The sequence below is a fragment of the Brasilonema bromeliae SPC951 genome, assembly GCF_012912135.1.
GTDB lineage: Bacteria > Cyanobacteriota > Cyanobacteriia > Cyanobacteriales > Nostocaceae > Brasilonema > Brasilonema bromeliae.
The window spans coordinates 1-21803 of the sequence record NZ_QMEB01000089.1; the positions used below are offsets into that span (position 1 = coordinate 1).

Annotated in this window: 21 protein-coding genes and 1 pseudogene; 9 read left to right on the forward strand and 13 right to left on the reverse strand. The window is 42.3% G+C overall.

Translation table 11 applies throughout. The features are described from left to right. Positions 1-239: 239 nt before the first annotated feature. Positions 240-650, forward strand: a complete 411-nt coding sequence (locus DP116_RS13045; RefSeq protein WP_211173247.1) for a gamma-glutamylcyclotransferase family protein — start codon at positions 240-242, stop codon at positions 648-650. 56 nt (positions 651-706) lie between these two features. Here the strand turns inward: DP116_RS13045 and DP116_RS13050 are convergent, their stop codons facing one another. The 3 genes from DP116_RS13050 to DP116_RS30875 form a co-directional block, all read right to left on the reverse strand. After that, positions 707-1345: an anti-sigma factor family protein gene (locus DP116_RS13050; RefSeq protein ID WP_169155600.1), complete on the reverse strand. Its 639-nt coding sequence runs from the start codon at positions 1343-1345 to the stop codon at positions 707-709. 157 nt (positions 1346-1502) lie between these two features. After that, the gene (locus DP116_RS13055) at positions 1503-2159 is read right to left on the reverse strand and encodes a sigma-70 family RNA polymerase sigma factor (protein WP_048870227.1); all 657 of its coding nucleotides are present in this window, start codon (positions 2157-2159) and stop codon (positions 1503-1505) included. Between the two features lie 385 nt (positions 2160-2544). Beyond that, positions 2545-2700, reverse strand: coding sequence for a QAALIT motif small membrane protein (locus DP116_RS30875; RefSeq protein WP_500676655.1), 156 nt, complete (start codon positions 2698-2700; stop codon positions 2545-2547). A gap of 366 nt (positions 2701-3066) precedes the next feature. Between DP116_RS30875 and DP116_RS13065 the strand changes: the two genes are divergently transcribed. Next, on the forward strand, positions 3067-3738 hold the full coding sequence (locus DP116_RS13065) for a L,D-transpeptidase (protein ID WP_169155601.1): 672 nt from the start codon (positions 3067-3069) through the stop codon (positions 3736-3738). A gap of 33 nt (positions 3739-3771) precedes the next feature. Here DP116_RS13065 and DP116_RS13070 read toward each other — a convergent pair whose 3' ends face one another. The 4 genes from DP116_RS13070 to DP116_RS13085 all read right to left on the reverse strand — a co-directional run bounded on the left by DP116_RS13070 (position 3772) and on the right by DP116_RS13085 (position 8136). Continuing rightward, complete coding sequence (locus tag DP116_RS13070; RefSeq protein ID WP_211173250.1) at positions 3772-4314, reverse strand: late competence development ComFB family protein; 543 nt, start codon at positions 4312-4314, stop codon at positions 3772-3774. A 90-nt stretch (positions 4315-4404) separates the two neighbouring features. Then, the gene (locus DP116_RS13075; protein ID WP_169155602.1) at positions 4405-5340 is read right to left on the reverse strand and encodes a M23 family metallopeptidase; all 936 of its coding nucleotides are present in this window, start codon (positions 5338-5340) and stop codon (positions 4405-4407) included. A gap of 171 nt (positions 5341-5511) precedes the next feature. Then, positions 5512-6636: a site-2 protease family protein gene (locus DP116_RS13080; protein ID WP_169155603.1), complete on the reverse strand. Its 1125-nt coding sequence runs from the start codon at positions 6634-6636 to the stop codon at positions 5512-5514. A gap of 270 nt (positions 6637-6906) precedes the next feature. Then, positions 6907-8136 (reverse strand): hypothetical protein, encoded by a 1230-nt coding sequence (locus DP116_RS13085; RefSeq protein WP_169155604.1) that lies wholly within the window; start codon positions 8134-8136, stop codon positions 6907-6909. A 531-nt stretch (positions 8137-8667) separates the two neighbouring features. Between DP116_RS13085 and DP116_RS13090 the strand changes: the two are divergent. Then, positions 8668-9273 (forward strand): annotated as a pseudogene (locus DP116_RS13090) (nitroreductase family protein). 261 nt (positions 9274-9534) lie between these two features. Here DP116_RS13090 and DP116_RS13095 read toward each other — a convergent pair. From DP116_RS13095 to DP116_RS13110, 4 genes are all read right to left on the reverse strand, one after another. Continuing rightward, positions 9535-10572: a 30S ribosomal protein S1 gene (locus tag DP116_RS13095; protein WP_169155615.1), complete on the reverse strand. Its 1038-nt coding sequence runs from the start codon at positions 10570-10572 to the stop codon at positions 9535-9537. A 311-nt stretch (positions 10573-10883) separates the two neighbouring features. Next, the gene (locus tag DP116_RS13100) at positions 10884-10982 is read right to left on the reverse strand and encodes a photosystem II reaction center protein T (protein ID WP_071654227.1); all 99 of its coding nucleotides are present in this window, start codon (positions 10980-10982) and stop codon (positions 10884-10886) included. Positions 10983-11153: 171 nt separating this feature from the next. After that, positions 11154-12683: a photosystem II chlorophyll-binding protein CP47 gene (gene psbB, locus DP116_RS13105; protein WP_169155605.1), complete on the reverse strand. Its 1530-nt coding sequence runs from the start codon at positions 12681-12683 to the stop codon at positions 11154-11156. A 376-nt stretch (positions 12684-13059) separates the two neighbouring features. Next, entirely contained in the window at positions 13060-13392 is a 333-nt protein-coding gene (locus tag DP116_RS13110; RefSeq protein WP_169155606.1) for a hypothetical protein, read from the reverse strand. A gap of 579 nt (positions 13393-13971) precedes the next feature. Between DP116_RS13110 and DP116_RS13115 the strand changes: the two genes are divergently transcribed. Together DP116_RS13115 and DP116_RS13120 are read left to right on the forward strand one after the other, a co-directional pair. Further along, a complete protein-coding gene (locus tag DP116_RS13115; protein ID WP_169155607.1) occupies positions 13972-15621 on the forward strand; it encodes an ABC transporter substrate-binding protein in 1650 nt (549 codons plus the stop codon). A 155-nt stretch (positions 15622-15776) separates the two neighbouring features. After that, entirely contained in the window at positions 15777-16802 is a 1026-nt protein-coding gene (locus DP116_RS13120; RefSeq protein ID WP_169155608.1) for an ABC transporter permease, read from the forward strand. 319 nt (positions 16803-17121) lie between these two features. Here the strand turns inward: DP116_RS13120 and DP116_RS13125 are convergent, their stop codons facing one another. Then, positions 17122-17757, reverse strand: a complete 636-nt coding sequence (locus DP116_RS13125; protein ID WP_169155609.1) for a restriction endonuclease subunit R — start codon at positions 17755-17757, stop codon at positions 17122-17124. Between the two features lie 102 nt (positions 17758-17859). On the opposite strand from DP116_RS13125, the gene DP116_RS13130 reads away from it, so the two are divergent. Beyond that, positions 17860-18429, forward strand: coding sequence for a Uma2 family endonuclease (locus tag DP116_RS13130; RefSeq protein WP_169155610.1), 570 nt, complete (start codon positions 17860-17862; stop codon positions 18427-18429). A 142-nt stretch (positions 18430-18571) separates the two neighbouring features. Here DP116_RS13130 and DP116_RS13135 read toward each other — a convergent pair whose 3' ends face one another. Then, positions 18572-19138, reverse strand: coding sequence for a hypothetical protein (locus tag DP116_RS13135; RefSeq protein WP_169155611.1), 567 nt, complete (start codon positions 19136-19138; stop codon positions 18572-18574). 198 nt (positions 19139-19336) lie between these two features. Here DP116_RS13135 and DP116_RS28570 point away from each other — a divergent pair, with 198 nt between their 5' ends. From DP116_RS28570 to DP116_RS13150, 3 genes are all read left to right on the forward strand, one after another. After that, a complete protein-coding gene (locus DP116_RS28570; protein ID WP_211173248.1) occupies positions 19337-20032 on the forward strand; it encodes a helix-turn-helix domain-containing protein in 696 nt (231 codons plus the stop codon). Between the two features lie 40 nt (positions 20033-20072). Next, the gene (locus DP116_RS13145; protein WP_169155612.1) at positions 20073-20660 is read left to right on the forward strand and encodes an IS607 family transposase; all 588 of its coding nucleotides are present in this window, start codon (positions 20073-20075) and stop codon (positions 20658-20660) included. 24 nt (positions 20661-20684) lie between these two features. Further along, the coding region (locus DP116_RS13150) for a transposase (RefSeq protein WP_211173249.1) at positions 20685-21803 on the forward strand (1119 nt) is incomplete at its 3' end.

Here is a 21803-nt window from a genome sequence, read left to right on the forward strand (position 1 = left end):
GATGCTCGCATTAAATTGAAGCGACTTTATCCCTCAATTCAAACTTGATGACCTACTAGAGTACCATGTGCAAATATAAGAATTGTCATCGTCTACAGATACTCAAGGGGATTCTTGAAAAATTTTGTTTATATGTATTATTAGTAGTTTGGAATATTTCAAGAAATATACGTGGATATTTTGTGTAGTTTAATAAAATTTAAATAATTAAATACTCATTTTCTAAGTATTAAGGATTCTTGGTGATAAAAATTTTTGTCTACGGGACTCTTAAACCAGGTGAAGAAAATTATCAAATATACTGTGCTGGTAAGGTAGTCAATACTACTAGAGCCGTTGCACAGGGAAAATTGTTTGCCCTACCGATGGGTTATCCCGCGATGACGCCAGGAGATAGCGCAGTCTACGGATATTTACTCTCATTTGAGAACCAAGACGTGTTGATGGCTTTGGACGAGTTGGAAGATTACCACCCTGATCGAGACGCATCAGAAAACCTTTATAACAGAAAGCAAATAGAAACCCAGGATCTACAAGGAAACTTGCTTGGTTATGCCTGGGTCTACATAATGACAGAAGAGCTAGCTATTCAATTACAAGGTATCCACCAACCCAATGGTTGGTGGAGTGGTTTTAATAAACACAAATGATGAATTATAAATTTTTTTAACTTATTTTTAACTTAAAATTCATCATTGATAACTTTTTAATTTACATTGTATTCAACTGTAAAGTTCTGCTCAATATTTTGCGATTGAGGCTCTACTTTTTTATCATCTAAATTTTCTGGAGAGGCTTCTGCTGTTTTTGGAATTGGAATCACTGGATTATTTATAGCAATCCTAAGCGGTGAGGCGACAACAGGAGTAGACATTACTGATTGTGTCTGCTGCATTGGTTGGTTCTGAGCCAGTTGAGGTATCCTAGACTCACCACCTGTCAGTAAACCAGATAAGGCGCTAATGACGCAAGCTGCAATAGCAGCGCCTCCAGCCATCCATACTAGCCTAGGGCGACGGCGCAAACGTGCCATCACTTGCTCGACTGTTTCTTCTAGTGACTGTTGTGGTTCCGGTACTGGAATAGCCCGTACACCTTGTCGCAGCTTTAATAGTCGCGCATACAAACGCTTAACTGTCGCATCCTCTGCAAGCCATTCCTCGACTTGCTTGCGTTCAGCAGCCGTCACCTCACCATCGAGGTAAGCACTTAATAACTCGAAGCGATCGCGCTTCACCATATCCATAGCACCCGTTGATTCATTGGTATGCTCAGCATTCCCACCTGGCAAATCTTTGTGATGTTGCAAGGGAGAACGGTCATCAAACTGAGAATCAGTAGTCATTTTAACATTATTACCAATTCCTACACGGGTAAACACGGCGGATTAAGGATGAGAAATGAATCAATTCTTCCCCTATTGGCAGAAGCACTCTGCAATCTCTTTAATAATACTAACGAATTATCATAATCTGCCATTAACCAAAGGACGGAAACTGTCATTACGAATCTAAATAATTTTGCAACTGAGATTGCAATCTCGCTCTTGCTCTTGCGATTCTCGACTTAACGGTTCCTAGAGAAACACCAGTGATTTCGGCAATTTCTTCATATGCCAATCCTTCGATTTCTCGCAGAACTATTGTCGTGCGGAATACTTCTGGCAAATCGGCGATCGCCTCACGTAGTTGCTCATAAAATTCTCTAGTCGTCAGTTCTTCCTCTGGTCCTGGAGTATCTCCTGCAATTTCCCAATCCATCTCGCCATCGTCTACCGAACGGGGAGCATCCAGTGACAAAGGACTGACAACCCGCTTGCGCTTACGCAACTCATCGTAAAACAAGTTGGTGGCAATACGGCTTAACCAGCCTCGGAATTTGGATGGTTCTTGTAATCGGTTAATATTCCGATACACACGAATCCAAACCTCTTGAGCCAAATCAGCTCTGTCAGGCCAATCAGGAGCCAGATGGTATAAAACTCTATCAACCTGGGATTGATATCTACGCAACAACTCAGCAAACGCAGCACGATCAGGGCGTAATCCTGCTTGACAACGCAAAATTAGGTCGTGATTTGAGAGTTTATCAACTTGTACTGAGGTTTCTGGAAGCCTTGTATCAACTGTTGACCAGGATACAGTAATCGATTGACTCATAGATCGCACTGGCTTTAAATCATCCCTATCTATTAGACCTGTTAATGAGTTGGAAGTTCCTTGATTGAGTGACGGATTTTTGACTGGAACACTCTTGGTATACTAAACTGGGCAGAACTACATGGAACAAAAAACGACCACCAACGTCTTTTACAAAGACACTCGCCTTGGTGCACCTCTTTTGTTGAAGGTACAAGCTATGGGGCAATGTTACTTATATTTGTGCGATCTTGAGAACTGACCACCTACGCTTGACAAATTTGAACCAGAAACAAACCAGAACGAAATCAACTCAGTCATATTCAACAATCCCAAACTGAAGACTGCATTTTGTGTTCTTGAGTTCTGAATTCAATGCAAGTCAATTGCTTGTTTTAGAAAACTTTTATTGCCGTGGCAACGTTACCACGATATTTGGTGCTGTTTCAGCTTCTTGTTGGTAATTATGGATATTTGTATTCGTTTGCTTGGGTATGTGAACCTGCGAAAATAGATTTAAAGAAAAAGTAATCGTAACTGCTAGCAATAGTTTTTCCAACATAATTTTTCTCTCACCCACGCCAATAATGATTGCTACATTTAGTGAAGAGTTCCACCAGAGCAAAGTTTTTTACCTGAACTTGATTCACCTGAAAGCAGTAACGCAATGTCCTTAAGACCAGTTTGCCTGGGACTATTGACAAATTCATGAGGGAACTGATAAGTATTGATGAATTTTTGGTAACTCAATCATGAAAAGATAAAAAAATATCAGTATAACTATTCCTAGACCAAGATCATTAAATGCCAGTTTCAAAGAGTTGGCACAGGGCAAGGGTATGGTGGGTGCAGTAGGTCAAAGGTTAGAGTAAGGTAGGGTAAGCTGATAGCTAAATGGAAGAACTGGGTCTGTTAAAGAGAATAGACGATGGCGAGAGTAAGAAACGACTTATTAACACGTGTAGTGATGTTGCTCTGTTTTGGTACAGCACTGCTATCTCTGGCTGTCCGCTGGCACATGACGAGTTCTACGACTGCTGATACAAACTTAAAAACAGGTGGAAACGTTATTTTATCGGAAAAAGCCTCTGCAGCAGAAAAACCGTGGCAAGCGATACAGGGAAGACAAAATTCAATTGCGTCCAACATCTCAAATTTCCTATCAGCCAAAGGTTCGGTTCAAGAAAAATTATCTATCAGCTTGGCATCTGCAAAGACTCAATTGGTTGTTGCTTTGGGCGATCGCCGCGTTTACGTTTATCGTGGGGATGTCGTAATCGCAAGCTACCCAATCGGTGTGGGGAAGAAAGGCTGGGAAACCCCCACTGGTACCTTCCAAGTTATACACAAGCAACTAAATCCGATGTGGCGTCATCCAATTACTGGCAGAGTCTTTCCGTCAGGTGAGGATAGTCCTTTAGGAGACCGATGGATTGGTTTTTGGTCAGATGGACGCAATCAAATTGGCTTTCACGGCACACCAGATGAGGAGGTTGTGGGCAGTGCAATATCTCACGGGTGCTTGCGGATGCGTAATCCCGATGTGCGCTTACTTTACCACCAGGTGAGTTTAGGTACACCAGTGGAAGTACGTCAATAGTTGACTGTTAACAGTCAACTGTTAACAATCACTTTATTTTTGCTCAAAATGGGGTGCGTATGCTTGGAGTAAGGTACTAACTTGGCGCAGAACCTCATTACCAGTATTTTTAGTTCCAACTGGCGTCCTGTCATCATTCGGTCGATCTAAGTTTCGAATGATCGCCTCGCCAACCCGCTGGGCAATCAATTCCTGCAGTTCTTTTTTAGCACGTTGGCGCTGGTAGTTGGCACCTTCTTCTGTCGTGGCATACAAAGGTGGTAGGCGGTTGAGGGCGTAAGCGGCAATATCCCCAACATCCAGAGAACTTTCGCTAGTTGCCTCAATTTCTGCTACGCGGGATATCGCTTCTGTAAGTACCAACTCTTCCATAACGTTGATAAATTGTTTGCGTGGTACCGCCACCACTTCCCCAGTCAATAGCGCCCCCATGAGATGATCCAACGCCATATACTCTTCTCTTGAGAGTTCATTAGCGCTGTCACAGATTCGCCCGACTTCTGCTTCCATTGCGGGTGTAAGATAACCATCCAGGAGAGCTTGTTCCACAATTTTTTCAATACTCATAACGCTCATCATTTTTTAGCCATCCAAGCAAGGGGGGCACGGTACCAATCAATCCTATTTATTTTGCCCACATATGAGCAAATAATACGCAAATAGTTACTATTTTACTGCTTGATCTCTCCAAGGTACAGGGTCAATAGATTTTCCATTGACATAAAGTCCCCAATGTAAGTGCGGACCTGTGGCAGCACCTGTTGAACCCACTGCGCCAATGACTTGACCAGGTTTGACAATATCACCCTCTTTCACATTAATACGACTTAGATGCATAAAAATACTTGCCACTCCTTGCCCGTGGTCAATCCCAACAACATTACCATGAACTCGGAACCCTTGAGATACCTTACCTACTAAGGCAACCCGTCCAGCAGCGGGAGCGACAACAGGCGAACCAGCAGCCCCGGCATAATCAACGCCGCGATGGTAATAATCATTTGCAAATTTACCATTATAATAGCGACGTACACCATAAATTGTTGTGATCGGCCCTTTATTCGGTGCCAAAAAAGCAGCATCCCAAAACTTTTCTGGTGTTCGTATTGCCTTAAACTCTGCTGCACGCTTGAGTTCATACTCGGTCGCTTCCACTCCAGCTTTTCCTGGGGGCAGATTAATGCGCTGTAGGGGGAATTTGCGATCGCGTACTTGTATGGATAAATTCTGCACTTGACCTTCAAAAGAAACCTGAACATTTCTGGTTCCAGCTTTTTCCAAAGGCGTCGTGGGGATAAAAGCCCGATACTGTAGTGGTGCTATTTCATATGCTGGATAAGTCTCATCACCATTAGTGACTGTGACATTGCTACCATTAGCTGGATTATCTAAATTCACGACAACTGATATAGTATCGCCAAGTTTAGGAGTCTCTGGACTGACTTGTACTTGTAACGCTTTTGCGGGGGAAGCTAAAGCAATGGGCAAAGCAGCGAATATTCCTAGGACAACACTGATTGCGCTGAAGTTAGCTTTTTTAGCTGGAACGCCTAAACTCAGCACTTTCTTATTAAAGTTACTGGTGTGATATTCAACAGTCATAAAGATGGTACAAAAATTTTCAATCCTTCTGTTGAACAACAGACTACCGTATTGTTTCAGGTGTTTCCCAATTTTGACTAATACTAAAATGACTAAAACGAAAATACGACTTTCCTCCCCACTTCTAAAAGGAGTGGGGAGGAAAGCTGATGTTGTTTGAACAACTCATTATTATGCAGGATTCGCTTGCATTCTCCTTTGCAGGAGACTGATAATTGAAGCTTTTTCTAGAAGTCCGACGAGTACGCCGTTGTCACAAATTACGGGAAGTGCAGATAAGTTCTGTTTTTCTAAAAGCTGCATTACTTCCAACAAGGGTTTGTCAGATTGCACAGTGACGACCTGTTGGACTGGTCGCATAACTTCTCGCACTTGAGTTTCTGACCAAAGTGCTGTAGAGACGGTTCGCAAATCTTGAACGGATATTGCTCCTACCAATTGTCCACTTTCATCAGTCACCAAGAAGCGATCCCAGTTTTGACCATTCAAAATACGCTCGTCAGCAAACTCTCTCAGGGTTAGATGAGCAGACACAATTGGACTATCCACCGTGACTGCATCGCCTGCTGTGAAACCAGTCAGCTGTTCCTGTACTTTAGCAAACTGAGCTGCATTCCCAGCATTTTGCAGTAAGAAGAAACCGACTAACAAGTTCCACAAGTTAGCAAAGCTACCAAATAACAGTAGTGGGAGTAAACCAGAGGCTATTGCACCGCCACCAAAGATTTGCCCAACTCGACTGGCAAAAACCACACCTCTATATGGATTACCAGTGATTTTCCAAACAAGAGCTTTCAGTATATTTCCACCATCTAGAGGCAAGCCCGGAATAAGGTTAAACAGAGCTAATGCCAAGTTAACAGAAGCCAGCAGTCCAAGAATCGCTGCTAATGGTCCTGTTGGAGTAGCCACAAAACCAATAGCTGTCAGTATCCCAAATAGCACTAGGCTAACTAAAGGACCTGCAATTGCAACCCAAAAAGCTTCCGCTGGGGTTTTCGACTCTCTTTCTAGACTTGCCAATCCACCAAATATGAATAGCGTGATTGATTTTACATCTATTCCTTGACGAATAGCGACAAAGCTATGTCCTAATTCATGGGCGACAACCGAGGAAAATAACAATAGCGCTGTCAGCAATCCCAGTGGCAAAGCTAATCCACCACCTAATTGAGGAAATTGTGCTGCTAGTCCACCGCTGTAGCTTAAAGTCACTAGGAACAGGATTAAAAACCAAGACGGATGGATATAGAAGGGAATCCCGAAGAGATTGCCAACGCGAATAGTCCCATTCATACCTTTCACCTTTGATTTCAACTTGCAGAGGTTTTGTTTCACCTCTGTTGATGTTTTTATCGTAACGAAATGTTAAGCATTTTTAATCTTTATAACTGTCGTGATATCCGTCTGTTAAGATGCGGTAATCGTACCTAATAGTTGGTGAAACTATAGGTAAATATTACATATTCTGAGAAACCATCTGGTGATTTCACCTTGGTGTCATAGAGTCAGCTTGCGAAGAGGGTATATGTTTGCCCTCCTCGCTTGCTCTAGCAATGCTTGGTTCTAATTTCTAATTGGTGGTGCCAAAGGTTGGCGTGGTGTGCCACCTCCACCAATGTTGTTCGATTCGTTGTTGTCCACTACCTTCACGGCAGCAATAATTTTGGCGAAGTCAGCTTGAAGCGCTGTATCTCCATCTATCTGATGTCCGGTGACTGCCTCGTACTCTTGCTCAGCACTTCGCTCAATGCAAAGGTAATTGTAGTCCCAACCCGCATCATCAACGACGTAAGCACCATAGTCTTGCATGGCTTGAAAGATTTTTTTGCCAGCTTTGGAGGTCACTCCTAGGCTTTGTGCTGTCACATTAGGTGGAATTGCTAACAACGAACCCATGACCAGCGCCGGGTTGGAACCCTGGTATTGGTATGCTGCATTAGCATCAGCCAGACGGGCTGGCCACCGGCGACCGGGGGTTGAGGATGAAAAATTGTAGTGCAGCCACTTGCCCCAAATCACCATCTTGAGTGCGTGACGGATAGGCTTGTTGTTCAACAACTCACCTTTGCGAATGCTACCACCAATGCTCGACATCCCTGAGCCACCATGTCCACCGTCAATGCCATCGCCGTAAATGTCTTGCTGTCCAAACCAAACGCCGTAAAGTGGAGCACCCTCCTGACAACGGGTGGTCACGTTAAAAGACACCAATGTTCTGCCATCCGGCTTCAAGAATGCGGAGGAGTTATTTGGAGTAAAGTTTACCTTTGCATCCTCAATGATCAAATTTTTAGGAACCTTCAACAGCTCACCCGCTTCAGGATGCCACTGCGCTTGCTGCTGCACCTGAAAGCCACTGCAGCGAGCTGAACTCCATGAGCCAGGCATATAGGTTGGTACAGCCGGATCACTTTCCTGGGTTATGATGAACCAATCTGTGTCAACTCCAACGCCCTTTGAGCCAATGTAAGCATCAACATATTTTGCGTTCGCTCCAATTGGCATATTCCAAATGCTGTCGCAGGCAAACGGCTGTGTGTACTTGTCGCGTGATTGACCACGACCGCATTTGCTTCTATCTGAGTTTGGTGTTGAGATGATGGTTTGGACTGCGAGAGTAGGGGTAGTCGTTCTTGTCAAGAATGAAAGCTTTCTTGGGCTATTTGCTAACTCTAATTGAGTCTTTTGACTCAGACTCAAGGTTGATTGATTTTGAGTGTTAACACTGATGACAGAAATTGTATTGATAGTATGGTGCATCGCACTCAGGGTTATAGGGTCGAAAATGATCATTTTTTCTTTTGTTTAAAATTGGTTCAATTTCACATATGGTCAGTCTTTGTACTCTAAATAGATAGAGGAAAAACCCTGAAAATTTGTTGAAATTTCGTTATACCAATTCTGTATAAAGATGCGCCCAACTATATGAATAACGTATCTCCTGCGGAGACGCTACGCGTTCGCCCAAGCCGCGTGCCGCAGGCATACGCGTAGCGTGCGCCTTAGCGCATACCACAAAGAAAGAAATAAAGAAGAAGTCAAGAAGAAGTAAAGAAAATTTGGCACTGCCTCACAAATCAATGGTATTAGAATAGATTTCACGCCTAGAGTGAAGCCAAGCTTTCTTGACGCAAATTAGATTTGCTCATACCTTTGTTAAGGTCATTTAATGAACGCAAACTTGTTAACTATATGTGAGAAAATATTTGAATATATCAATCTCTATAAACAAAAAATATGTTCTAAAATTTCAGCCTTCAGGTAAAGGTTCTCACTTAAATCTCGCGGCTTTTGTCCTCATAAAACACAATACTAGGCACTGTTATGGAGAAACCTGCTGATACACAATTTCCAATTGATGACTTGCTGAAACGACGCTGGAGTCCCCTGGCATTTTCCAGTCAACCTGTTGAAAAAGAAACGCTTTGCAGTTTGCTAGAAGCTACTCGTTGGGCAGCATCTTCATATAATGAGCAGCCTTGGTACTTTATCGTTGCAACTCAGGACAATCTAGAGGAATTCAACCATCTGCTGAGTTGTTTGGCAGATGGAAATTAAGTGTGGGCAAAAAATGCCTCCGTTCTGATGCTTTCAGTAGCAAAGCTTTACTTTGAAAAAAATGGCAACGAAAATCGTCATGCATTTCATGATGTTGGGGCGGCGACGAGTCTTCTAGCCATTCAAGCAACTTCTTTGGGTCTGTTTATCCACCAGATGGCAGGATTTGATGTGCCCGGAGCGAGGGAGTTGTACAATATACCTGAAGGGTATGAGCCAGTAGCAGCGATTGCTGTTGGATATCCTGGCGATCCCAAAGCACTACCAGAACAATACCAACAGCGCCAGTTTTCTCCACGCCAGCGCAAGTCTATTGAGACGTTTGTCTTCACTGGAAGCTGGGGACAAACTTCACCGGTGGTCAAGTATTAGTTATTAAAAAAGAGGGACAATCCCTCTTCACCCAGTTTTTTTCTAAGCTTTCTTTTTGACACTCAATCGTTAGATTGGTTCACGCAGCATTTCAACTTAGAGATGCTTTTCACGTTACCTACTTACTGTTAGGCGGCATACCACTCCCTGATAAGCCTGTCAAGCAACCCTTCATCCCTGCCTTAAAGGCACAGGGATGAAGGGCTGGCGTTTATAAGCTTTACTAAATAGCCGCTGTATCCAACCACAACGGCAAATGCATTACTCTTCAATAGCTGCTGGTATTTCTTCTTCAACTGCTTGAAATGCTTCAACTTCAACTGGTTCAACTGCTGGTGGTATTTCTTCAGTAATATCACTGGCTTCATCTGATGGAGCACTCACAGTAGTAGCACCTTGCTGTTTGGCTAGCAACTGTTCGCGATACCTAGCAGCCATTTCTTCTGCCTTGTCATATACCAAATCGCGATTTTTAATCATGTCACCTGGTTCTGGTTCCAGTTGTTTGGTAGACAAGGAAATACGACCACGTTCTGCATCCAAGTCAATGATCATGACTTTGACTTCATCATTGACATTAAAGACACTATGAGGTGTATCTATATGCTCGTGGGAAATTTCGGAGATGTGGAGTAGACCGCTCACACCGCCAATATCGATAAAGGCACCGTAGGGCTTGATACCGCGTACAGTACCAATCACGACCTCACCAACTTCTAGGCGGTTCATCTTGCGCTCAACCAGCGCACGACGGTGAGATAAAACAAGGCGGTTACGCTCTTCGTCTACCTCTAAGAACTTCAATGGTAGTTCTTCACCAACCAATTCTTCTTTTGGTTTGCGCGTGCTAATATGAGAACCAGGAATAAATCCACGTAAGCCTTCTATCCGAACCAAAGCTCCGCCACGATTGGTGGCAAATACACCAGAACGAACAGTTGCATCTTCTGCTTGCAACTGTCGTACGCGTTCCCAAGCCCGCATGTATTCAATACGGCGAATGGATAGCGTCAGTTGACCATCTTCGTTTTCATCGGTAAGGATGAAAAATTCTCTTGTTTCGTTGGATTGTAATACTTCTTCCGGGCTATCTACCCGGTTGATAGACATTTCTTGTATAGGTATATATGCTGCTGTTTTAGCACCTATGTCAATCAGAGCGCCGCGCGGCTCTATGCTGAATACTGTTCCTGGTACTATATCACCTGGGCTAAAATGATAATCGTACTTGTCTAGCAGAGCAGCGAAATCATCGTGAGTAAATCCAATTTCAGGAGCGGTTAATTTCTGATTGACCATGCTGATTGTTTCCCGGTTATTTTTCTCAGTAAAGGTTTTGCCTCCTAGCGATGTAATGCAAGAGCCGAATAGGCATTCCACACCTACATCATTTTTCATCCTAGCGCAGAAAAGTGGATCTGAACACATTACCTTCCAGATCGTACATCATATCATAAATTATTTACTCTTTTATATTCGTTAATAATTAATTACCAATAATAGTTGCGCGCACTCTTTTTTGTGCAGAAAGGGCGCAATTGTTGATGCGCCCCAAGATTTCTACCACTTTACACAATTAGCGTGGATGGTAATGGGTAACTTATTTCTCTTCATTTCTTTTGGATGCGAGGAGGTTCGCGGAAGGCGATCGCAAAGAAGAGAGTTCCGAGTGCCAAGGTCAAAATTAGGATGTACGCAACGCTTTCCATAGCTGTAGTTCCTGCCTATTTTCCCACCATTATTAGTGTACCAAGTTACAAGAAAGAATGGTCTAGGGAATTGGGGCTTAGGGATTGGGGATGAGGAAGAATTTTTTCCGTTCCCAGTCGCCAGTCCATAGTCCCTCTCATTAGACCATTCTTAACTTTTCATTACAAAGTTTAGAGAGGTTCCGCACGGCGGGTTGTTTTGTCACCCACTTTCTGGAACAGACCCCATTCAACTTGCTCTTCGAGATCCGCCTCAACACCAGCAAAGACATCTCGGTAAATTGTCCTCGCGCCGTGCCAGATATGACCAAAGAAGAACAACAGCGCAAAGACAGCGTGTCCAAAGGTAAACCAACCTCTGGGACTGGTGCGGAATACACCATCAGAGTTTAAGGTTTCTCTATCAAATTCAAAGATTTCGCCGCCTTGAGCCTTACGGGCATATTTCTTCACATCAGCTGGGTCTGTGAAGGTTTGACCGTTTAAGTCACCACCGTAGAAGCTCGCGGTAACACCTGTTTGTTCAAAGCTATACTTGGATTCTGCTCGACGGAAAGGAATATCAGCACGGATAATACCATCACTGTCGGTCAAAATCACTGGGAAGGTTTCAAAGAAGTTGGGGAGACGACGCACGGTCAACTCACGACCATCAGCATCTGTGAATACCGCGTGACCTTGCCAAGATTGGGCAATACCATCACCCTTATTCATTGGACCTGTACGGAATAGACCGCCTTTTGCAGGACTATTGCCGACGTAATCGTAGAAGGCGAGTTTTTCCGGAATTTGTGACCAAGCTTCAGAAAGGCTTGCACCTTGACCAAGGTCAGCTTGCACGCGGCGATCAATCTCCTGCTTGAAGTAAGTCTGATCCCACTGATAGCGGGTAGGTCCAAACAGTTCGATTGGTGTGGCGGCGTTTCCGTACCACATGGTGCCAGCAACAACGAACGCTGCAAAGAAGACAGCAGCAATACTGCTAGACAGCACTGTTTCGATGTTACCCATCCTGAGAGCTTTGTAGAGCCTCTCGGGTGGTCTGACTGCCAGGTGGAACAAACCAGCAATAATACCTACGATACCCGCCGCAATGTGGTGAGCAGCGATACCACCAGGGTTAAACGGGTTAAAACCATCTGGTCCCCACTCTGGTGCGACTCCTTGGACATGGCCTGTTAAGCCGTAGGCATCAGAGACCCATATTCCAGGTCCAAATAATCCTGTGACGTGGAAAGCACCAAAACCAAAGCAGAGTAGACCAGACAAGAACAGGTGAATGCCAAACATCTTTGGCAGGTCAAGGGCGGGTTCACCAGTGCGGGGGTCTTGGAACAACTCCAAATCCCAGTAAACCCAGTGCCAAACAGCAGCTAAGAACAGCAAACCGGAAAGAACGATGTGGGCAGCCGCGACCCCTTCAAATGACCAGAAACCGGGGTCAGTTGATGGACTGCCGGTAACGTTCCAACCGCCCCAAGATTGGGTGACGCCCAAACGTGCCATAAAGGGCAGCACGAACATACCTTGACGCCACATCGGGTTGAGTACTGCGTCGCTGGGGTCATAAATGGCTAGTTCGTACAAAGCCATTGAACCGGCCCAGCCTGCCACCAAGGCTGTATGCATCAAATGTACAGAAATCAGGCGTCCTGGGTCATTCAGAACAACTGTATGTACTCGGTACCAGGGTAGTCCCATCGACTACGCTCCTCCTCGACGATTTATGTTTACAAAGCAAACAAAGCAATTTTTCAGTTTTTGTTATTGCCACAGCCGGAGTTATCCCACAGCTTTGTCTTATGGATCAGACAGTGTGGTTGATTTGGCAAGTGTTAAGCACTTCGGGAGTTTTCATCCCAAAGAGTCGTGCTCGCCAAGTGAAAAATGAGAATGTTTAAAAAAGTGTAACTTTTGATGGAGCTGTTTGCAAGCGTGTCAACATAAGCATATACGTAACTTGAGGGTGTCTCAAACTACGTAACTTTTGAGGATAAAGGCAGCAGGGGATAAGAAAATTCACGCATTCGCTCATTTTCATCCCCTTGATCTGGTGTAACCTTCGTGATCCCTGAAACTAAACCATAGATTGAATATTTTGCAGCTGACATCTAGCCGAGGCTGTTCCCAAGCGTTCAATAACCTGTTCAGCACTCATCAACCGCTTGAGGACAACTTGACCTATGGCTTGACCAGATTTACTGACTTGTAGTTGTGTTGTCGGCTTCACTTCCACAGTTAAAACGACATCTTCAACCTGATAAAGCCATAACACTTCGTTTTGTTCTACTAAACAGATATTCATGCGCTGAATGTCTGGTTGGCGTCGCCATGCAGTCATCTGCCAAAGTCCATCAGATGCCCACACTCTACCAACGGTCCAACCCTCAGATAGGAAGAAGTATTTCACACTTTTTAGTCTCACTATTAGACTCTAAATCTACTTATTCTCGATTGGCATTTAGGGTGTCAATCGGTTTCCCTGAAGCTAAGTATTTTTTTCTGCATTGGGATGCACGTAGACAAACCCTAATGTAAAGCTTTTAAGCTACGAGAAAAGCTTAACAAATGTTTGCCCTGGTATAGTTTAAATTTAAAACAAATTTATGCACTATTTATATGTTGAATCAAATAAAATTTTTTCTGTTATTCAGGAACATGAAATTCTATAAGTAGGTCGGTACCAATAAAGTTAATTAGTTAAGGCGGTCATTAGGAGGCAGTGCGTTGCAGAGGTTCCCCTGAGGGTTCACCTGCCATTCATTGGTGAGGGTATTAGAGGATTTTACCTTTCTTAATATAGTTCTGTTTATTAGTCTAAATTTTTTGATTTTGACAGTAGGACTTAAATAAACTTATTTAAGTTGACTCGCAAGAAGTCAAAACTTAGAAGAAGAAAAGGTCTTCTCCTAAATTTTTATTTTTTTTATGATTGTTTGCCAAAAAAATAGTATAATGCGTGACCACGAAGCTTAGAAATATTCAAGTTATGACCAGGTTTTCCTTGTCCGCAAGACAGTGGAGTCGAATTACTAAATTCTTTTGTTTAATTTGTTTCTGTTTACTTTTGGTGGCTAGTTGTTCGCGAAGCCAACAGGCGACGACAACATCTGGTGCAGTTAATGCCTCAACAGGAGATGGTCGCATTACTATAGGTACGACGCTTAATCCTCGTACTCTAGATCCAGCAGATGCTTATGAATTGCAGTCGCTGGGATTAGTTTATAACATGAGCGATCGCCTCTACACCTACGAACCAGGAAGCACTGAAGTTAAACCTCAGTTAGCCACCGCTTTACCCAAAGTGAGTCAAGATGGTTTAACATACACAATTCCTCTACGTCAAGGAGTCGTCTTTCATGATGGAACTCCTTTTGACGCCAAAGCAATGGCGTTTAGTCTTGAACGCTTTATAAAAAACGGGGGTAAACCTTCTTTCTTACTAGCAGATGTGGTGGCTTTAGTAAAAGCAACTAGTGATTACGAGTTAACAATACAACTGAAAAAACCGTTTGCTGCGTTTTCATCATTATTGGCGTTTTCAGGCACTTGTCCAGTTTCTCCCAAAGCTTATGAAATTGGTGCAGAAAAATTCAAGCCAAATATCTTTATTGGTACCGGTCCATATAAATTAGCACGGTATGGCACAGATTCCTTACAATTTGATGTCTTTGATAAATATTGGGGAGAAAAACCAGCAAATGGTGGCATTAATTTGCAAATTCTAAGTAGTCCAGCTAATTTATATAATTCCTTTCGTACGGGTGCAGTTGATGTTGCTTACTTATCTTTAGAACCAGACCAAATTCGCTCTTTAGAAGCTAGTGCTAAAAAAGGTGATTGGCAAGCGATTACAGCTCAAGGTAGTGTAGTTAGTTACTTGGTTTTAAATCGCAATCAAAAACCTCTAGATAAACCAGAAGTTCGACAAGCTGTAGCTTCAATGATTAACCGTCCATTGATGAATCAGCGCGTCTTGTTAGGTCAAGCTAGTCCCTTATACAGCATGGTACCGAAAACGCTTGAGGTTTCCCAGCCATTATTTAAAGATAAATATGGCGATGGCAATGTAGATAAAGCTAAACAATTGTTAACTTCTGCAGGCTTCTCTAAAGAAAAACCAGTCAAGCTACAAGTTTGGTATCCTTCCAGTTCCCCAATTCGTAGTTTAGCAGCACAGCTAATCAAAGCTTATGCTGATAAATATATGGATGGAATGCTGCAATTTGAAGTCAACGTTGTAGATGGTGCTACTTTCTACAGAGGTATCGCTAAGAGTTTTTATCCAACCGCCTTATTAGATTGGTATCCAGACTTTATAGATGCAGATAATTACATTCAACCGTTTTTGGGTTGTGATAAAGGGTCAAATGCGAAGGGATGCGAAAAGGGGGGAAGTCAAACTCAGGGTTCATTTTACTATAGCGAAACTATGAACAATCTGATTACAGAACAACGCCAAGAACAAAACCCCCAAGCACGTAAGAAAATTTTTGCAGATATTCAAGCACAAATAGCCACTGATGTCCCTTATGTTCCCTTATGGCAAAACAAAGACTATGTATTTGCTCGCAAAGGAGTCAGTGGTGTACAACTTGATCCAACTCAAAATTTGGTTTACAAAGGAATCAAAAAATAGTCATTAGTCACCCGCAAGGAAATAAATTTCCTTGCTCATAACACCAAGTCCATTGAAATGGACTAAATTATTTCCCAGTCTTCTGAAGAGAACTTATGCTATTCGCCTGCAAATTTATTCGTGGGTAAGTCATCAATTAGGTACAACATATAATTATGTCTAGATCCAAAGCTTTACAATATTACATTTTTGCCCGTTTACTTTTAGCTCCGTTGATGTTATTGACTGTCACTACGGTCGTATTTCTTCTACTACGTGCAACACCAGGAGATCCAGTCGATGCAATTCTTGGTGGACGTGCGCCAGAAAGTGCGAAGGAAGAATTGCGAGCAAAACTGGGTTTAAATCTTCCTATATGGTTACAGTATTTGAATTACTTAGGAAAATTGCTAACCCTGGACTTGGGAACTTCTATTGCGAGTCGTGGACAATCTGTTTGGGAAGTGATTGGACAATATTTTCCTGCAACTGTGGAATTGGCGGTTTGTAGTATGGCGATCGCACTCATAGTTGGTATTGGTATTGGTGTTATTTCTGCTTCTCGTCCTGGAAGTTATTTAGATATTGGAGGGCGATTATTTGGGATTATCACATATTCCCTACCCATGTTTTGGGCTGGGATGATTCTGCAATTGATTTTTGCAGTCCAGTTGGGTTGGTTTCCTTTAGGAACGCGCTTTCCGACAACAACGCCAGCCCCTCATGGTATGACTGGTTTATATACGGTTGATAGTTTATTGACTGGAAACTTAAATCAATTTTTCACTGCTTTATATTATCTTGCGCTTCCTAGTATCACTTTAGGTCTTTTGCTGAGTGGTATTTTTGAGCGAATTGTGCGAGTGAATTTAAAACAGACGATGAAAGCAGATTATGTGGAAGCTGCAAGAGCAAGAGGTATTCCTGAAAGAAAGATTTTGTTTTCTCACGCTTTAAAAAATGCGCTGATTCCTGTGATTACTGTTATGGGTTTGACGTTTGCTTCACTATTAGGTGGGGCGATTTTAACTGAGGTGACATTTTCTTGGCCTGGATTGGCGAATAAGTTATATGATGCCATTAATGCGCGGGATTATCCTTTGATACAGGGAGTGTTGGTGTTTTTTGCGGCAATTGTGGTTGTTGCTAGTATTGTGATTGATATTATCAATGCTTATGTAGATCCTAGGATTAAGTATTAGGGATTGGTTATTTTTCGATTGAATTTTGATGTATGGGTTTTCGGATTGATTCCGGAAACTTTTTTCTGAACCGCAGAGGCGCAGAGGACGCAGAGAGAGGAAGAGGAGGAGAGTTTGTTTTCAAGTAAGTAAGTCGGCGTAAAAATTTCAAGGTATGTCATTGCGAGTGGAACGAAGTGAAACGTAAGCGCAAAGCGCACGCTAAGAGCGAACGCGCAGCGTGTCCCCTTGGGACTCAGCAATCGCAAAGGTTTTGAACATTTTACATTTTGTTACATAGTTCGGTTTATTTGTGCCGACTTACTTATGATGAGAATTTTTACAGCTTGCAAATGGCTTTGAGAACTTGTAGTAATTGAATTGCACTTTCTGGTTCCATTAAGTTGAGAAATGGCATTAAATGATAAGTTGGGTTATTTCCCTGTAAGATATAGACAAATTGATAATGCTGTCCATTGGTTATCAAACCCCAAACTGATTTTTGATGTTTAAGACTATCATGGGCGTACGTAAGTAGTTGCGGTAAACCTTCTGATGGAGCAATGCTACTGTTTTTAGATTCAATTACCAAAATCCAGAAATATGTTTTAGCTGTTGTCTGTTGAGCTTTATTGACAGCTAATATATCCATTCGCCCTGTAATTTTAGTGTCTTCATCTGTGATGTCAATGTCTGCGATTTTTTCTTCCAGACTGATTTTGATAGGATAGCGATAAAATCCGGCGAGTCGCAGTAATGGAAAGATGGTTAATACTTTAACGAGTCCTTCGGAAACTCTTCCTTCTATTAAGTAATTATCAAAGTCGTTGCGAATTTGAATCAGATCTTGTTGTTCAGACTCAGTTAATGGTTCGAGAGATAAGATAGGAGTGAATGAACTGTCGTACTGTCTTTGGAAGTCGAAAAGACGATGAATGTCTGCTAGTGATAAGTTTTTGGCTTGGAGAAGTGTCATAATTGTATAGTTTTAAAACTTATTTATTAATTTTAGTCCTGTTGTATTTATACAAAATACTGGTTTCAGCAATTGATGAAACGACCAAAAAGGAGTTCCGCTATGAATCAAACAGCAACTGAGGGTGTGCGCTGGACTACTACAGATTTAGACCTCCTACCAGAAAACGAAGGTACGCGCTATGAGATAATTGATGGTGAGTTATTTATGACGAGAGCACCTCACTGGAAACATCAACGTGCTTGTGGTCGAATCTTTCGAGAACTTGATTCTTGGTCTGAGTTAAGTGGTTTGGGAGAAGCAAGCATTACTGCTGGTGTTCTATTTTCGGAATCGGATAATGTGATTCCAGATGTGATTTGGGCTAGCAATGAACGCTTAGCAGTTTTGTTAGATGAAGCAGGACATTTGACTGGCGCACCAGAGTTAGTTGTTGAGGTATTATCTGCTGGTGTCGAAAATGAGCGTCGCGATCGCGAAGCGAAACTCAAGCTTTACGCATCACGCGGTGTGCAGGAATATTGGATTGCTGATTGGCGCTTACAACAAGTTGAAGTTTATCGCCGGGAAAATGCGACTTTAAAATTGATGGTAACGCTGCTTGCAAATGATGAATTGAGTTCACCTCTGTTACCTGGTTTTGGTTGTTCTGTAGGAAGATTTTTTGTGTAGGTGTTGAGTGCGATCTGCGCTCCGCGCAGCAGCGAAGCTATCGCCCCGAAAGAAAGCCGCCTAAGAGGCGATCGCCCCAAACCACAAACCCCAGTCTTACACAGCAAAAAGCTATCCTCCCTGAACTCAGCAATCATTCAGTTTACTGTCCAACATCCAGATTTAAGTAAAAGCTCTTATCAACAATTCTGCTGCCACCATCATACTTGACAATAGGTATGGTGACTTGATGCTGTCCTGATTCTACCTTCCAAGTTGGTTCAAAGTTGCCAATATTGTGACAACCTGTATAAGTTGGAAAACTACTGGAAGTCAAAAGACCATTTTTGTAATTCTCTGTTCCTTTTGGAAACAGATATGCTTTAACTTCTACTTTATTGAGTGTCACTTCAGGCGGTATGCAGTAACGTAGATTTGCTAATCTCAATGTATCTCTAGCTTTTAGAGGAACACGTTCGTTATTTTTAATTTGCCTTGGTTCGTCACTATTGATCTGCATAGTGACATTAGCAATACAGGGTTTAGTGACTACAGTTTTATTGCACTCTAATTCAGAATTCTTAGAGATGATACTACTAGGAGTAGCAGAAGGGTTGACTGCTGAAGGAGTTTTGTTATTTTGTCCAATAATAGCAGCACCTACAGTAGCAGCGGCAGTTATAAAGGCAACTAAAATTGGAGCAATAAAATTTTCGCTGGAAAGTTTCATAAATTTGTCTCTTAGTCTTTTGGTGTTTGGTTGATAGCACCATGATGACTTTAGAGACACATGCATTAGGTAGACGAATGTAGGGAGTTACACTGCTGCGGTTTTTGTAGGGTAATGTAGCCTAATGTTGGTTTGTAGGGTAAAGTATGATATTAATGGATCGTTTTTAATTTTACTCTGTCAATTGAATTACGCCTAATGGATTCAAAAAAAGCATTGGAATTCATTAATTATCTTTTCGCGCAAGCAAACAAGTCAATATTAAATGACTTAGAAACAACTCTCTTTTTGGGTATATGGGAAGGTAAGACTTACACAGAAATTGGTGCTAAGGCTTATTTAAGTGAGCAATATATGAGAGATGCAGGCGCAAGTTTATGTAGAAAGATTACAGAAGATTTAGACATCACAGTCACTAAAAGAAATTTTAAAAATCCAATAAAATACCGATATCAACAGCATTCAGCAAAAGTTACACCTTCCCAAGAGCCACTTGTAAACCAGACAAATCAACCGAAACAGAAGACATCAAACTCAGATATTATTACCAATCCCTTCGTTCCCCAGCGTGGCAGAGTAGAAGATACGCAATCGTTTTTTGACAGAGAGCGAGAAATTGGGCGGGTGTTTGAGGCGCTTAACAGTGGAAGTAGTGTTGCTTTGATAGGAGAAGAAGGTATTGGCAAGTCCTCATTACTATGGGCGATTTGCCAACAGGTGGCGACTCGCCTACATTCACCGCGTCAGTCAGTTTTTCTAGATTTGAATGAAGTCGATAATGAAGATGAGTTCTACAGTGAATTGTGCTACAAGGTTGGTATTCCGGAAGATAAAGGGACTATGTTAAACCGGAATTTGCGCCGAATAACTAGGCGACCGAATACCGGAATTTAACTGCATATAATGGAACAAATCGGACAAAGATTCCATTATTATGTACTTGACACCAGCCGAAGCGCAAAAAAGATATGGTTACCACCCGAAGACCTTGACTAGATGGGCAGATGAGGGAAAGATTCAATATATCAAATCACCGGGTGGACATAGGCGGTATTTGATTGAATCTATTGAAAAGCTGGTTGATAGAGTTGACCAGCGACCCATTATTTTATATGCACGAGTTTCTACTACCTCCCAGAAAGATGACTTGGCGTCACAAATTGAATACTTGGGGAAGAATTACCCGAACTGCAAATGCATAAATGATTTTGGGTCAGGGTTGAATTTTAAACGCAAGAAATTTATATCACTAATGGAGCAAGTCTCCAAGCAAGAGATTCAATCTATCGTCGTAGCTCACAAAGATAGGTTGTGTCGATTTGGCTTTGATTTTGTGGAATGGTTCTGCAACCTCAACCATTGTGACATCATCGTTTTGAACAATACTTACAAGTCCCCACACCAAGAGTTAATGGAGGACTTCATGTCGATTATGCACTGTTTTAGCTCTAAGCTAGATTTTTTGAGAAAGTACGAAAAAATAATTGAAAGCTATTCGGAAAAATCAGACACAGCGTTGTAGTATTAACAAGAGGAGGAACAAACAATGGCAAAACGCAAACCAAAAAATCTAGTTCAAAAATTAACAAGTCAAATTGTCTTGACTAGCAATGTAGATATTGCATCGAAAACGGAATTACTAGAAATAATGGGACGTCTGGCTGTTGTTCGTTCTGAATCTTACAACAAGCTTGGAAGCATTCGGCACTGGGGAATGGACTGGCACAAAGCGTATCCAGAAGTGCGAACTTTCCGCTCTCCGGAGTCGCTAGGCTTGCCTTCAAAATTGATGGAGTGGACAGTTAGCGATGTTGCAAAGGCTGTTCTCGCTCAACAAGCTGCCACTATCGCTAATCTCCGAAAGCATATCTGGAAACGGTACGGTGGAGAGAGGAACGAAAAAGCTAGAAAAGCTTGTTATGAGAAACTTAAAACTACTGCTTTTCTAGACGATTCGTTCCTCCACCGTATTGTTAGGAAAGAATTTCACCGTGGTCATACCTTCGTCAAGAACCAAATTGTTTATCAACCGGATGGCTATTCTTGCAAACAGGTCAATCGAAATGTTTACCTTTTAGAACTAGCTGGTTTGACCAGAGGTAAACGCATCAAAATCCAAGTTCGCAGCAACAGAAAGATCAATGGACAGATTCGGATCATTTTCAATGGTGCAATTAGCCAGTTCGAGATTCATTTCTTGGTTAACCTTGGAGAATACACTAAGGATTCAGAAGCAATTACAACTGAAGTTGGAATTGACAAAGGATACACTGAAGCGTTCATTGATTCTCGTGGTCAAGAGCATGGTCATGGGCTAGGTAAGTTATTAACTCAAAAGTCAAACCGCATCACTGCCAAGAATCGGAGCCGTGGCAAGTTGTTTGCTCTTGCTCGGAACCTGAAATCGCATGACCCAGCGAAGTCTGCAAGAATTTTAAAGAACAATCTCACTAGAAAAACAGAGAATAAGCGCTATACCAAAGACCAGTCAGCCATTGCTAATCTGATTGGTAAAGCTTCCAAATCTTTGTTCGAGGAAGAATGCTTAAAAGTTTATGCTGAGGATTTGACTGAACCTATCAAAAATAAACGTCAGTCCAAAGCAATGTCCCGCAAGCTGAATAGCTGGGTGAAAGGCTACTTGCGGGACAGTTTACAAAAATGG

Bases quoted from the DNA above. Each gene is read 5' to 3' on its own strand.
- DP116_RS13050 (WP_169155600.1), bottom strand. From the start codon at position 1,345: ATGACTACTGATTCTCAGTTTGATGACCGTTCTCCCTTGCAACATCAC.
- DP116_RS13055 (WP_048870227.1), bottom strand. From the start codon at position 2,159: ATGAGTCAATCGATTACTGTATCCTGGTCAACAGTTGATACAAGGCTT.
- DP116_RS30875 (WP_500676655.1), bottom strand. From the start codon at position 2,700: ATGTTGGAAAAACTATTGCTAGCAGTTACGATTACTTTTTCTTTAAAT.
- DP116_RS13065 (WP_169155601.1), top strand. From the start codon at position 3,067: ATGGCGAGAGTAAGAAACGACTTATTAACACGTGTAGTGATGTTGCTC.
- DP116_RS13070 (WP_211173250.1), bottom strand. From the start codon at position 4,314: ATGAGCGTTATGAGTATTGAAAAAATTGTGGAACAAGCTCTCCTGGAT.
- DP116_RS13075 (WP_169155602.1), bottom strand. From the start codon at position 5,340: ATGACTGTTGAATATCACACCAGTAACTTTAATAAGAAAGTGCTGAGT.
- DP116_RS13080 (WP_169155603.1), bottom strand. From the start codon at position 6,636: ATGAATGGGACTATTCGCGTTGGCAATCTCTTCGGGATTCCCTTCTAT.
- DP116_RS13085 (WP_169155604.1), bottom strand. From the start codon at position 8,136: ATGATCATTTTCGACCCTATAACCCTGAGTGCGATGCACCATACTATC.
- DP116_RS13095 (WP_169155615.1), bottom strand. From the start codon at position 10,572: ATGGTCAATCAGAAATTAACCGCTCCTGAAATTGGATTTACTCACGAT.
- DP116_RS13100 (WP_071654227.1), bottom strand. From the start codon at position 10,982: ATGGAAAGCGTTGCGTACATCCTAATTTTGACCTTGGCACTCGGAACT.
- psbB (WP_169155605.1), bottom strand. From the start codon at position 12,683: ATGGGACTACCCTGGTACCGAGTACATACAGTTGTTCTGAATGACCCA.
- DP116_RS13115 (WP_169155607.1), top strand. From the start codon at position 13,972: ATGACCAGGTTTTCCTTGTCCGCAAGACAGTGGAGTCGAATTACTAAA.
- DP116_RS13120 (WP_169155608.1), top strand. From the start codon at position 15,777: ATGTCTAGATCCAAAGCTTTACAATATTACATTTTTGCCCGTTTACTT.
- DP116_RS13125 (WP_169155609.1), bottom strand. From the start codon at position 17,757: ATGACACTTCTCCAAGCCAAAAACTTATCACTAGCAGACATTCATCGT.
- DP116_RS13130 (WP_169155610.1), top strand. From the start codon at position 17,860: ATGAATCAAACAGCAACTGAGGGTGTGCGCTGGACTACTACAGATTTA.
- DP116_RS13135 (WP_169155611.1), bottom strand. From the start codon at position 19,138: ATGAAACTTTCCAGCGAAAATTTTATTGCTCCAATTTTAGTTGCCTTT.
- DP116_RS28570 (WP_211173248.1), top strand. From the start codon at position 19,337: ATGGATTCAAAAAAAGCATTGGAATTCATTAATTATCTTTTCGCGCAA.
- DP116_RS13145 (WP_169155612.1), top strand. From the start codon at position 20,073: ATGTACTTGACACCAGCCGAAGCGCAAAAAAGATATGGTTACCACCCG.